The sequence below is a fragment of the Nocardia sp. NPDC004151 genome, assembly GCF_042874235.1.
GTDB lineage: Bacteria > Actinomycetota > Actinomycetes > Mycobacteriales > Mycobacteriaceae > Nocardia.
The window spans coordinates 632,899-645,039 of sequence record NZ_JBIAMR010000003.1 but is presented as its reverse complement, the minus strand read 5'-3'; the positions used below and the strand labels follow the sequence as shown (position 1 = coordinate 645,039).

Annotated in this window: 14 protein-coding genes and 1 pseudogene; 8 read left to right on the top strand and 7 right to left on the bottom strand. The window is 68.4% G+C overall.

Annotated features, from left to right (window positions below; all coding sequences use genetic code 11):
• The first annotated feature begins 12 nt into the window (after positions 1–12).
• Entirely contained in the window at positions 13–480 is a 468-nt protein-coding gene (locus ACFYTS_RS10330) for a VOC family protein (RefSeq protein WP_357280173.1), read from the top strand.
• A 26-nt stretch (positions 481–506) separates the two neighbouring features.
• Here the strand turns inward: ACFYTS_RS10330 and ACFYTS_RS10325 are convergent, their stop codons facing one another.
• The 3 genes from ACFYTS_RS10325 to mca all read right to left on the bottom strand — a co-directional run bounded on the left by ACFYTS_RS10325 (position 507) and on the right by mca (position 2,706).
• Positions 507–1,406: an alpha/beta hydrolase gene (locus tag ACFYTS_RS10325; RefSeq protein ID WP_387302674.1), complete on the bottom strand. Its 900-nt coding sequence runs from the start codon at positions 1,404–1,406 to the stop codon at positions 507–509.
• 131 nt (positions 1,407–1,537) lie between these two features.
• Entirely contained in the window at positions 1,538–1,825 is a 288-nt protein-coding gene (locus ACFYTS_RS10320) for a hypothetical protein (RefSeq protein ID WP_387302897.1), read from the bottom strand.
• Positions 1,825–2,706, bottom strand: a complete 882-nt coding sequence (gene mca / locus ACFYTS_RS10315; RefSeq protein ID WP_387302894.1) for a mycothiol conjugate amidase Mca — start codon at positions 2,704–2,706, stop codon at positions 1,825–1,827. The genes ACFYTS_RS10320 and mca overlap by 1 nt, the downstream gene beginning before the upstream one ends.
• Positions 2,707–2,879: 173 nt before the next feature.
• On the opposite strand from mca, the gene ACFYTS_RS10310 reads away from it, so the two are divergent.
• Complete coding sequence (locus ACFYTS_RS10310) at positions 2,880–3,296, top strand: DUF4307 domain-containing protein (protein WP_357280177.1); 417 nt, start codon at positions 2,880–2,882, stop codon at positions 3,294–3,296.
• Between the two features lie 247 nt (positions 3,297–3,543).
• Positions 3,544–4,035, top strand: coding sequence for a transcription elongation factor GreA (gene greA, locus ACFYTS_RS10305; protein WP_357280179.1), 492 nt, complete (start codon positions 3,544–3,546; stop codon positions 4,033–4,035).
• A gap of 142 nt (positions 4,036–4,177) precedes the next feature.
• Here greA and ACFYTS_RS10300 read toward each other — a convergent pair whose 3' ends face one another.
• Positions 4,178–5,323 carry a cystathionine gamma-synthase gene (locus ACFYTS_RS10300; protein ID WP_357280181.1) on the bottom strand — a complete coding sequence of 382 codons (1,146 nt, stop codon included), beginning with the start codon at positions 5,321–5,323 and terminating at the stop codon, positions 4,178–4,180.
• Positions 5,324–5,418: 95 nt separating this feature from the next.
• Between ACFYTS_RS10300 and ACFYTS_RS10295 the strand changes: the two genes are divergently transcribed.
• Complete coding sequence (locus tag ACFYTS_RS10295) at positions 5,419–6,594, top strand: acyl-CoA dehydrogenase family protein (protein WP_357280183.1); 1,176 nt, start codon at positions 5,419–5,421, stop codon at positions 6,592–6,594.
• A gap of 74 nt (positions 6,595–6,668) precedes the next feature.
• Complete coding sequence (locus ACFYTS_RS10290; protein WP_357280185.1) at positions 6,669–7,016, top strand: DUF6401 family natural product biosynthesis protein; 348 nt, start codon at positions 6,669–6,671, stop codon at positions 7,014–7,016.
• An 85-nt stretch (positions 7,017–7,101) separates the two neighbouring features.
• On the opposite strand, the gene ACFYTS_RS10285 is transcribed toward ACFYTS_RS10290, so the two are convergent.
• Positions 7,102–8,301 (bottom strand): hypothetical protein, encoded by a 1,200-nt coding sequence (locus ACFYTS_RS10285; protein WP_387302669.1) that lies wholly within the window; start codon positions 8,299–8,301, stop codon positions 7,102–7,104.
• Positions 8,302–8,498: 197 nt separating this feature from the next.
• On the bottom strand, positions 8,499–9,140 hold the full coding sequence (locus ACFYTS_RS10280) for a transglycosylase SLT domain-containing protein (protein ID WP_357280189.1): 642 nt from the start codon (positions 9,138–9,140) through the stop codon (positions 8,499–8,501).
• Between the two features lie 725 nt (positions 9,141–9,865).
• On the opposite strand from ACFYTS_RS10280, the gene ACFYTS_RS10275 reads away from it, so the two are divergent.
• The 3 genes and pseudogenes from ACFYTS_RS10275 (at position 9,866) to ACFYTS_RS10265 (ending at position 10,732) form a co-directional block, all read left to right on the top strand.
• Positions 9,866–10,051 (top strand): hypothetical protein, encoded by a 186-nt coding sequence (locus tag ACFYTS_RS10275; protein WP_387302666.1) that lies wholly within the window; start codon positions 9,866–9,868, stop codon positions 10,049–10,051.
• A 62-nt stretch (positions 10,052–10,113) separates the two neighbouring features.
• Positions 10,114–10,437 (top strand): annotated as a pseudogene (locus ACFYTS_RS10270) (HD-GYP domain-containing protein); the annotation flags it as partial.
• 13 nt (positions 10,438–10,450) lie between these two features.
• The gene (locus ACFYTS_RS10265; protein WP_357280885.1) at positions 10,451–10,732 is read left to right on the top strand and encodes a hypothetical protein; all 282 of its coding nucleotides are present in this window, start codon (positions 10,451–10,453) and stop codon (positions 10,730–10,732) included.
• Here the strand turns inward: ACFYTS_RS10265 and ACFYTS_RS10260 are convergent.
• Positions 10,729–12,120: a cystathionine beta-synthase gene (locus ACFYTS_RS10260; RefSeq protein ID WP_357091799.1), complete on the bottom strand. Its 1,392-nt coding sequence runs from the start codon at positions 12,118–12,120 to the stop codon at positions 10,729–10,731. The two genes, ACFYTS_RS10265 and ACFYTS_RS10260, sit on opposite strands and share 4 nt — an antisense overlap.
• Positions 12,121–12,141: the final 21 nt, after the last annotated feature.

Here is a 12,141-nt window from a genome sequence, read left to right as displayed (position 1 = left end):
CAGGAGCCACCCATGGCCGGACTCGTCCGCATCCGCCACGTCAAGCTGCCGGTCAGCGACCTGGCGCGCAGCGTCGCCTGGTACACCGACCTACTCGACCTGCGCCTGGCCGGGGAATTCCGCGAAGAGGGCGAACTGCGCGGCGCGCAGCTCATGCATCCCAGCGGATTCGGCATCGCGCTGCGCGAACGCGAATACTGCGCCGGGCAACCGGATCTCGGCGGCTTCGACGTCTTCGCGCTGGAAGTCGACTCCGTCGACGACCTGCACGCGTTCGCCGCCCGCGCCGACGAACTCGACTACACCCGCGGCGAGGTCTTCGACCGCGGCGAGTACGGCGCGGTCCTCGACCTCTTCGATCCCGACAACACGGTGGTCCAGCTGCTCGCCAACAATCCCTTCCACGCCGGGCGATTCCTCGGCGTGGACACCGACGGCAAGGGCGGATTCACCCGCTACGACCAGCCGACCCTGGAGTAATCGCGCGACTTCGGACCGGGACCGGCTCAGCCCAGGCGCTTGCGCACGAAGGCCGCGATCTCTTCGGTGGCCGCGGCCGCTTCCGGGGTATCCCGCATGATCACGTAGACGTGCGGCAGACCCTCCCCCAGTGTCAACGCCACCTCCACGCCCGCCTCACGCGCGGCGGCCGCGAAGCCCTCGGCATCGCTGAGCAGCAGTTCGGCCGTCCCGGCCTGGATCAGCACCGGAGGCAACCCGGTCAGATCCCCGAAAAGCGGTGAGGCCGAAGGAATCCGCGGATCCGCGCCGTCCAGATAGGTCGCGAAGATCCCGCGCAGCATGCCCGGCGTGAAGATCGCGTCCTGCCCGTCACGCTCGGTCATGGAGACCCCGGATCCGCTCATGTCCAACGCGGGCGAGAGCAGCACCGCCGCCGCGGGCAGCTCCGCCCCGGCATCGCGCAACTCCAGCAGCAGCGCCGCCACCAGATTGCCGCCCGACGAATCACCCGCCAGCACAATGGAACTCGCGGCGACGCCCTGGTCCTCGCGCACCCAGCGCCACAGCGCGCGGATGTCCTCGACCGGCGCCGGATACGGATACTCGGGCGTCAGCCGGTACTCCGGGAACAGCACCCGCGCCCCGGCCGCCCGGCCCAGCCGCGCCGCCAGCTCGCCGTGACTGTCGAGCGAGCCCAGCGTGAAACCGCCACCGTGCACATACACCAACACCCGGTCCGGCGAGGTGTCCGGCGCGTCCAGCCAGTACGCGGGGACGCCCGCCGCCGACACCGCGCTCACCCGAACATCATCGGGAACCTCGTACTTCCGGCCCGCGGGCAGGAAACCGGCCCGGAGTTCCGCCAGGGACAGCGGGGCATCGGGCCGGGCCGCCCGGCTCTGCTCGAACTGTTCGATGAACTCGCGCATCTCCGGGCTCGGCATCGCGATTTCCCTTTCCACTCCGGCTGTTTCGCTCTCCGGAGCGAAAACGGCAGCGTGACCGGAATTGTTCCGGGCGCCGGGAAACGACAGCGCCCCCGGTCCGTCGACCGGGGGCGCTGCACATCGTCGGATCAGGCCGTGCCGTTGGTGGCTTCCGGCTTGGACTCGTTGCGCGGCGACGCGTCGTCGTCCTCCTGCGCCGCGATCCCGTGCTCGGTGCCCTCGTCGGCTTCCTGATCCGCCTCCGGGTGCTCCGGGGAGAACTCGGAGGGCAGGTTCTTGATGTGCTTGTTCATGTTCCGGATGAGCAGGATGGTGCCCGCCAGCAACACCAGCACGATCACCAGGCCCAGCGGGGACGCCTTGCCGAACTCCGGGCCGGTGGGCGAATTGTTGGTCTGGGCGAGCAGGGTGAGCATCATCGGGCGTCGTCCTCGGTGTCGGCGTCGTCGATGCCCGCGAACAGGTCGGTCTCCGGGATCGCGGTCTTGACGCGGGTCTTGGCCAGCTCGAACTCCTCGGTCGGCCACAGCCGCTGCTGCATCTCCGTCGGCACCGCGAAGAAGGCGCCGTTGGGGTCGATCTGGGTGGCGTGGGCGCGCAGCGCGTCGTCCCGCGCCGGGAAGTACTTGGCGCACTCGACCTGGGTGGTCACCCGGGCCATGATGTCGCCGCGCTCGGCGGCGTACTTGCGCATCCGGTCCATCCACTCCTGCATGGGGAACGGTTCGCCGATGCGCTCGTACTCGGCGGCGAAGACCTCGAGCCGGGCCAGGCTGAAGCCGTGGTCGTAGTACAGCTTCAGCGGCGTCCAGGGCTCACCCGCGTCGGGGAACCGCTCCGGATCGCCGGCGGCCTCGAAGGCCGCGACCGACACCTGGTGGCACATGATGTGGTCCGGGTGCGGGTAGCCGCCCATCTCGTCATAGGTGGTGATGACGTGCGGCCGGAACTCGCGCACCACCCGCACCAGCGCCTCGGCGGCCTCCGCCAGCGGCACCAGCGCGAAGCAACCCTCGGGCAGCGGCGGCAGCGGATCACCTTCCGGCAGACCGGAATCCACGAAACCCAGCCAGGTCTGGCGGACGCCCAGCGCCTCGGCGGCGGCGGCCATCTCCTCGCGGCGGACCTCGGTGATGCGGTCCTTGACGCCGGGGGTGTCCATGGCGGGGTTCAGAATGTCGCCGCGCTCCCCGCCGGTGAGGGTGACGACCAGCACCTCGTTGCCTTCGGCAGCGTAGCGCGCGGTGGTGGCCGCGCCCTTGCTGGATTCGTCGTCGGGATGGGCGTGCACCGCCATGAGGCGAAGACCACTCACTTCTCGTTCACCTCACCGATCACGTTTTCACCTCGTAGCGTCGCGCTGCATCAACCGGCACGTGCCGAGTCCGGACACAGGCATCGGATATCCATTCCCTATAGTTCCATCCGATCGTTGTTTGTTCCGACCTACCCCCCGGGAGCGTCCCCGACATGAGCGAAAGACCGGCCGACAGGTACGGGATAAAGCCGCGGAAGAACCGCCGCTGGCTGCCCTGGGCCCTCGGACCGATCGTCCTCGTCGGCGGACTCGTGGTCGCCTACCTGGGCTTCCGCACCTACGGACCGCAGGACATCGAACCGGAACGCCTCGGCTACACCGTCGTCGACGACTCCACCGTCACCATCGAGTTCAAGGTGACCCGCAAGGATCCCGGCACCGCGGTCGCCTGCATCGTGCGCGCCATGGACGGCGACACCGACGAGGTCGGCCGCCGCGAGATCCTGGTTCCCGGCTCCGACGCCGGCACCGTCCGCATGGACACCACGATCAAGACCGCCCGCCGGGCCGGCGCGGCCAATGTGTACGGCTGCACCGAGCATGTGCCGGCCTATCTGCGCGCCGGGTGAAAAGTCGGGTATGCGACCCGCATTGACGCTTCTACCTGCGCATTTTCAAATCGTGCTAAAATGACGCGATACACGGTTCCGGCGTTCGGAGCCGTGTTTGCTGCATTGACGGCCGGCGCTGTCGGGACTCTCCCCAGGGATCGCTCTGGCTGTCCAGGGCTGCTGTGTGCCCATCTCCGGATGGGTTTCAGTAGCGGGCATCAGGGAATCCCGGCTTGCCGGGGACAACTACTAGGGAGTGATCGAGATGACTGAGACCGTGACTTGGCTGACCCCGGAGTCGCACGAGAGGCTCACGAGCGAACTCGGCGCGCTCATCGCCAACCGTCCCGTCATCGCGGCCGAAATCAACGAGCGCCGTGAAGAGGGCGACCTCAAGGAGAACGGCGGTTACCACGCGGCGCGTGAAGAGCAGGGCCAGCAGGAGGCGCGTATCCGCCAGCTGCAGGAACTGCTGAACAACGCCAAGGTCGGCGTCGCGCCCACCAAGTCCGGCGTCGCCCTGCCCGGCTCGGTCGTCAAGGTCTACTACGACGGCGACGAGTCCGACACCGAAACGTTCCTCATCGCCACCCGCGAAGAGGGCCTCGGCAGCGCCGACCTCGAGACCTACTCCCCCAACTCCCCGTTGGGCGGCGCCCTCATCGACGCCAAGGTCGGCGACACCCGCGAATACACCCTGCCCAACGGCAAGACCATGAAGGTGACCCTGGTCTCCGCGGAGCCGTACCACAGCTGACAAATGCTGTTATCGGCCGAAATGCAAGAGAAGCGCCGCACCGGAATCCGGTGCGGCGCTTCTTTGTGCTGGTGGGTTCGGGGGCTTGGGCCCCCGGCGTCCCTGGAGGTTCGGAGGCGAAGTCCCCGAGAGCCCCTGAGAGTTAGGCCAGCGCCTGCTCGATGTCGGAGAGGAGGTCGCTGATGTCCTCGATGCCGACCGAGAGGCGGACCAGGTCGGCGGGGACCTCGAGGGCGGAGCCCTCGGTCGAGGCGTGGGTCATCGCGCCCGGGTGCTCGATCAGCGATTCCACGCCGCCGAGGGACTCGGCCAGGGTGAAGACCTTGGTCTTGGAGCAGAAGTCCAGCGCCGCTTCCTTGCCGCCGTGCACGCGCACCGAGATCATGCCGCCGAAGCGGCGCATCTGCTTCTGCGCCACCGTGTGGCCCGGGTGCTCGGGCAGGCCGGGGTAGATGACCTGGGCGATCTTGGGGTGGTTGGCCAGGAACTCGGCGATGGTCTCGGCGTTGTCGCAGTGCCGGTCCATGCGCAGGGCCAGGGTCTTGATGCCGCGCAGGGTGAGGAAGGCGTCCATCGGGCCGGGGACCGCGCCGGCGCCGTTCTGCAGGAACGCGAACTTGGTGTCCAGCTCCTGGTCGTTGGTGATGAGCGCGCCGCCGACCACGTCGGAGTGACCGCCCAGGTACTTGGTGGTCGAGTGCAGCACGATGTCCGCGCCCAGCAGCAGCGGCTGCTGCAGGTACGGGGAGGCGAAGGTGTTGTCCACGACCAGCTTCGCGCCGCCCGCGTGGGCGACCTCGGCCAGCGCCGCGATGTCACCGACGTTCAGCAGCGGGTTGGTGGGCGTCTCCACCCACACCAGCTTGGTATTGGGGCGCATCGCCGCGGCCACCGCGTCCACATCCGAGACCGGTGCGACCGAGTACTCGATGCCCCACTGGGTGAAGACCTTGTCGATGAGCCGGAAGGTGCCGCCGTAGGCGTCGTTCGGGATCACCATGTGGTCGCCGGGGCGCAGGTTGGCCCGGATCGCGCAGTCGGTGGCCGCCATACCGGAGGCGAAAGCCCGCCCGTAGGAGCCGGATTCGAGCGCGGCCAGATTGGCCTCCAGCGCGGTCCGGGTCGGGTTGCCGGTGCGCGCGTACTCGTAGCCGCCGCGCATGCCGCCGACCCCGTCCTGGGCGAAGGTCGAACTCGCGTAGATCGGCACGTTCACCGCACCGGTCTGAGGGTCCGGATCGAACCCGGCGTGCACCGCCCGTGTGGAGAAACCCAGCTGATCGCTCATGCGAACAGCCTAAGGACGCGGCCGGTCCGCCCCGCCCCCGGGTCGGTATCGGCGCGGCGTTGTGGGCGTCGCGCGGGCGGTCCTATCGTGGGCGCATGGTCACCGTAGACGAGCTGTTCGCCATCGACTCCCTGCTCAGTGACGAGGAACGCGCCATCCGCGAGACGGTGCGCGCGTTCGCGGCGGAACGGTTGCGGCCACGGGTGACCGAATGGTTCGAGGCGGGGACCTTCCCGGCGCGGGAACTGGCTCCGGAACTGGGCAAGCTGGGGCTGCTGGGGATGCATCTGGAGGGGTACGGGTGCGCGGGCACCTCGGCGACGGCGTACGGGCTGGCCTGCCTGGAGTTGGAGGCCGTCGACTCCGGGGTGCGCAGCATGGTGTCGGTGCAGGGGTCGCTGGCCATGACCGCCATCCACAAGTACGGGTCCGAGGAGCAGAAGCTGCGGTGGCTGCCGGAGATGGCGGCCGGGCGGGTGATCGGTTGCTTCGGGCTCACCGAACCCGACTTCGGATCCAATCCGGGCGGCATGCGGACGCGGGCGCGACGCGACGGGGACGACTGGATCCTCGACGGCTCGAAGATGTGGATCACCAACGGATCGGTGGCCGATATCGCCATCGTATGGGCGCAGTCGCGCGAGGACGAGCGGGATGTGATCCGCGGGTTCGTGGTGCCCACGGACACACCGGGATTCAGCGCCCGCGAGATGAAACACAAACTGTCCCTGCGGGCTTCGATCACCGCGGAACTCGCTCTCGACGGCGTCCGGCTGCCCGCCGACGCCCAGCTGCCCGAGGCGCGGGGGCTGGCGGCGCCGCTGGGCTGCCTGTCGGAGGCTCGGTTCGGGATCATCTTCGGCGCGCTCGGCGCGGCCCGCGACTGCCTGTCCGCCGCGATCGAATACTCACGAACCCGGGAGGTTTTCGACAAGCCCCTCGCCGCCTACCAGCTCACCCAGGCCAAGCTCGCCGACATGGCGCTCGAACTCGGCAAGGGCGAACTGCTGGCCGTGCACCTCGGACGGCTCAAGGACCGGCACGCGATCACCAATGAGCAGATCAGCGCGGGCAAGCTGAACAGCACCCGTGAGGCCATCGGGATCGCGCGCGAATGCCGGACCATCCTGGGTGCGAACGGCATCACCCTCGAGTACCCGGTGCTGCGGCACGCCAACAACCTGGAATCGGTGCTCACCTACGAGGGCACCGCGGAGGTGCACCAGCTGGTGCTGGGCGAGGCGCTGACCGGCTCGAAAGCCTTCCGCTGAGCGGGACTTCCGGATGAATGCGTGATATATCACACTCGATCCGCGCGCCGCGGGTGGGTTGCTAGCATCGCCGGGTGTTTGTGCCCGGCTCCGCTTTGCTCGTCGTCTCGGCGCGTAAGACCCTGAATCGACTGCAGCGCACCCACGGAGCCCCCGCCCTGGAAGCCTCCGCGGTCTTCCCCGGCGTCAGCGCGGTCATCGACCAGCACGCCGCCGCCATCCGCGACATCCTCGACCTGGGTGTGGACAACTCCAGCCTGGTCCCGGTCAGCGTGCTGCTCGCCGGATATGCCCGCGGCATCCTCGAGGACCTCCGTGAGGCCGAACAGGCCGCCCTCCCGCGCTCTCCCCTGGACTGGCAGGACGCCGACTGGCTGCATCTCCGCCTGGCCGCCGTCTGCTCGCTCGCCCGGGCCTCCTGAACCCCGAGACGAGATCAGGGAGCCGTCAGCGCGGGGAATCGACGAGATTCCACGCTGAGAGCTCCCTGATCCCGAAGACCGTCGGCTACATGTCGCCGCGATCCTGGTCGTCGTTCCGCGGCAGCCGCTCGCTCCGATCGGGGCGCTGCGCCGGGGGCGTCGGCTGATCGCTCTGGGGCGTCCGGCCGGATTGCGATGGCATCTGACCGCTCTGCGGTGACGGCATCTGACCGCTCTGCGGTGACGGCATCCAGCCGGTTCCGGGCGCCGGCATCTGACCGGACTGTTGCTGAGGCATCTGCCCGGGCTGCGGCGGAGGCATCTGCCCGGGCTGTTGCTGGGGCATCTGACCAGGCTGTTGTGGAGGCATCTGACCGCCGCCCTGCCCGTACCCGCCCTGCTGATACCCCTGCTGTCCGTAACCCGTTGCACCACTGCCGGGTTCGGCCCATTTGCCCGGAGGCATCTGGCCCATGCCCTGGCCCGCCATGGTCGGCTGCTGCGCCATGGCGGCCCGTTGCGCGGCCATGGCCTCCTGGGCCTGACGCTGGCGCGCGGCGTCCTCGCGGCCGCGCTGATACGCCTGGGCGTGGCCCTTCACCTCGGGCATCTCGCCCTCGATGGCGTCCAGCCAGCCCGACCAGCGCTGCTGCATGGGCCGGATCAGACCGCCGCCGACGCCGACGACGAGGATGCCGCCCACGGTGGCCAGGACGGTGATGAGGATCGGCATGGTGACCGAGGTGCCGACACCGATCTGATTGAGCGCGGCGATGATGCCGATGCCCCAGATGAACACGGCCGCAATACGTCCCAGCATGCGGCTGTAGTCGAGGCCGCTCAGCATGTTCGACACCATGTCCTGGACGACGCGGGCGATGGCGCCTGCGACGCAGACGATGATGATGCCCACGGCAAGTCGCGGCAGCCAGGCCACGACCGCGTTCAGCATGGTGCTCACCGGATTCGGGCCGAAGACGCCGAAGCCGAGTTGCAGGGTGATCAACAGGACCGCGTAGTACGCCAGCTTGGCGATGATGCCGGTGGCGTCGTAGCGGCCGCGGGCGAGCATCTGCTTGATGCCGCCGCGTTCGACCAGGCGATCGAAGCCGACTCGATGCAGGATTCGGGTCACCAGCCGGGCCACGAGTTTCGCCACGAACCAGCCGATGAGCAGGATGACCAGAAACCCGACGAATTTGGGCACCCAGGTGGCGATGGAACTCCACGCGTCGGAGAGCCCTCGCCCGATCTGGATATCGATAGCCGAACTCGAGGTGTGCATGACCCCGTCCCTTCGCTATCTGTTCCGGCCGGGTGCCGGAACTGCTCCACGGGGCCGTTATACGCCGAGTCGATCCTCGGATCCGGCTGTTTGCGAAAGTGTTGCCCAATCGGATCGGACAGCCGCCCAAATAGGACGAATGGCCCGCCCCTCATCGGGCGGGCCATCGTGGTGTCGTCGAGCGCCGGGGCGGTGGATCAGTACGCGCTGTTGACGTTGTCCATCGAGCCGTAGCGGTGCGCCGCGTAGTTGCAGGCGGCCACGATGTTGGCGACCGGATCCCAGACGTCGAACGGGGTGCCGTCGACGTGGTAGGCGGCGAAGGTCGGGTCGATCACCTGCAGCAGGCCCTTGGACGGGATGCCCATGGCGGCGTTCGAGTCGTACAGATTGATCGCCTGCGGGTTGCCGCTGGACTCCCGGATGATGTTGCGGAAGATGCCGTCGTAGCTGCCCGGAATGCCGCGCTGGGCCATGATGTCCAGCGCCTGGCGGATCCAGCCGTCCAGGTTGTCGGCGTAGACCGGCGGCGCGGGGGCCGGAGCCGGCTCGGGAGCGGGCGCCGGGGCCACCTCGGGCACCGGGGCCGGCATGGGGGCCGGGGCCGGAGCCGCGGCCGCGGCCGGGTGCTCGCCGGCCGACGCGAACTTGACGGCGGCGGCGGGCGCGGTGGCGGCGGCCAGGGTCTGCTTCAGCGCAGCGGGCTCGACGTCGCCGTTCGCGGCACCGGCGGCGGTGAAGATGGAGCCGAACACGCCGAGGGCGAGAGCGGCGGCACCGGCCGTCCGGGCGGTGGCAACTACCTTGCTACGTTTGGCAGGGTCACTGAGAGCAGACATAACATTCTTGGGCATGGCGAATTTGGATTCCTGTTCGGTTTCGGGCTCGCGGGCCTGAAATGGCAGCGCTTGGTCATGCGGGCGTCTACCGACGCTCACCTGCACACTGCGGGCTGTTGTGGATGCTGTTGTGAAACCCGTTACGGGTCAATGAAATTGGCGCCCTACCTAGAGGGCGGCAGCGAGGGTGACGGCCTCCCGGCCGTGAGCCTCAGCGCACCGATGTGGTGATCACGTTCCGCATGTGTGTTCACATCTCCTTGCGCCATCCAGACTTGCGGTCTGTTTCCGACAAGGTCACAGCTTGATTGCGCATAGTGAACGTAGCTTGAATCAAAGATGAACAGGAGATGAATCAGGTTCAGGTGCACGCCTTGGACCTGCATCAATACAAGCGCTGACCTGGTGATTCAATTAAAACCATTAAGTGTTTCGGATCACAGAACAATTTCGCCCTCCGATCGCGATATACCGACATTTGGCATATTTCGCGGCGTTTCACCGGCTTTTCGGATGCCTTTGGTAACGGTCCAGCAAATCACAGTAGTTACCTCAAATCACACACGTCACAACTCTCACGGCCGATAAAGACCCCGCAACGATGCACCGCGCGGATGAGGTCGGAGCACATCATTTATCCAGGTCACCGAGGTGACGAGCCCTGTCCAGCCCCACCGATCCGGCCACCGGAATGCCGTTCGAGAAGGGTCTGGCGGCCCTCCTGCTTGGCCGACACGGTCGCCGCCCGGCTACGCCTGGACGAGGCCGACGGGCGGGTGGCCTTCCACGCCGCGCTGCTCGGGGGCCGTCGGGGCGGGCACCTGAATCCCGTCCCGGTGGCGGCGTTCGCCGCCGAACCGGACGCCGCGTGGGGCGTGCCGGACCAACCGGCCCCGCTGACGCGGTGGTGAGCGACTAGCCCGGGCTGCCCGGCGCGATCCGGTCGCCGAACCGGGATCATCTGTGCCGGTCCATGTCGATCGTGGTGGATCCGAAAGACCGCTATCTGCTGAAACATTCGGCTCAGATGTCCGAAATCACCTTCGCCGCAGGAGAACTCGATGGCCTGACCGCTGTCGATCGGGCGGGCCTTGGCGCCGCCGCCCTGCTGCACGACCTCGGCCGCGCTGCCGTCTCGAGTTCGATCTGGGATCATCCCTGCCCGCTCGGCCCGGGCAGCCCGGAAAGAGTTCGGCTGCACAGCTATTGGACCGAACGGGTGCTGCGCCGCCGCCTCTGCCCGACCGACCTGGCCGAGGTCGCCGCCGGGCATCACGAACGGATCGACGGCAGCGGCCTACCACCGCGGCGTGCGCGTCCACGACCTGTCCACCGCGGCGCTGCCGGCGGCCGCCGACGTGTTCGCCGCCATGACCGAACCGCGCCCGCATCGGCCGACCCGAACCCAGCGAGGCCGCCGCACGCGGACCGGGGCCGCGGTCTTCGCCACGGAACCACGGGCTGCTGCCCGGCTGAGCCGGCCGCCGGTGATAGGCCGATCGACCGATATGGGCGGGGAGGGCCCGGACAGCGAACCGCCCGCCGGAACTTTCACGGTTCCGGCGGGCGGTGAGAACTTCGCGGTCGGCTAGACGAGAGCGTCGGTGCTCAGGAAGCCCAGCAGGTCGTGGCGGGTGATGACGCCGACCGGCTTGCCGTCATCGACCACCATCAGGGCGTCGGTGCTCTCGAGCAGCTTGGTCGCGGCCGAGACCAGCTCGCCCGCACCGATCAGCGGGAAGGCCGGGCTCATGTGCATGGAGACCGGGTCGGTGAGCTTGGCGCGGCCCTCGAACACGGCCGAGAGCAGATCGCGCTCGGTGACCGAGCCCGCCACCTCACCCGCCATCACCGGCGGCTCCGCGCCGACGACCGGCATCTGCGAGACGCCGTACTCGCGCAGGATCTCGATGGCGTCGCGGAGCGTCTCCTGCGGGTGGGTGTGCACCAGGTCCGGCAGCTCGCCGGACTTGCCGCGCAGCACATCGCCCACGTGCACCTCGCCGCCGGTGGTGCCGTCCAGGCGCGAGCGCAGGAAGCCGTAGGAGCTCATCCACTGGTCGTTGAAGATCTTCGACAGGTAGCCGCGGCCGCCGTCCGGCAGCAGCACGACCACGACGGCGTCCGGGTCGCGCTCGGCGACCTTGAGCGCCGCGACGACCGCCATGCCGCAGGAGCCGCCGACCAGCAGGCCCTCTTCGCGAGCGAGGCGACGGGTCATCTCGAAGGAGTCGGCGTCGGAGACGGCGATGATCTCGTCCGGGATGGCCGGGTCGTAGGCGGTCGGCCAGAAGTCCTCACCGACACCCTCGACCAGATACGGGCGACCCGTGCCGCCGGAGTAGACCGAGCCCTCCGGGTCCGCGCCGACGATCTTGACCTTGCCGCCGGAGATCTCCTTGAGGTAGCGGCCGGTGCCGGTGATGGTGCCGCCGGTGCCGACGCCCGCCACGAAGTGGGTGATCTTGCCCTCGGTGTCGCGCCAGATCTCGGGACCGGTGGTCTCGTAGTGCGATTCCGGGCCGCCCGGGTTGGAGTACTGGTCCGGCTTCCAGGCGCCCGGAATCTCCCGCACCAGGCGGTCGGAGACGTTGTAGTAGCTGTCCGGGTCCTCCGGCGCGACCGCGGTCGGGCAGACCACGACCTCGGCGCCGTAGGCGCGCAGCACGTTGCGCTTGTCCTCGCTGACCTTGTCCGGGCAGACGAACACGGTCTTGTAGCCGCGCTGCTGCGCGACCAGGGCCAGGCCCACACCGGTATTGCCGGAGGTCGGTTCGACGATCGTGCCGCCGGGCTTCAGCAGCCCGGCCTTCTCGGCGGCGTCGATCATCTTGACGGCGATGCGGTCCTTCGAGCTGCCGCCCGGGTTGAGGTACTCGACCTTCGCCGCCACCAGTCCCGAGTTCGGCCCCACCACGGAGTTCAACCGGACGAGCGGGGTGTTTCCGATCAGATCGACGACATGGTTAGCGATGCGCATACCCATCATCGTTGCAGAAAG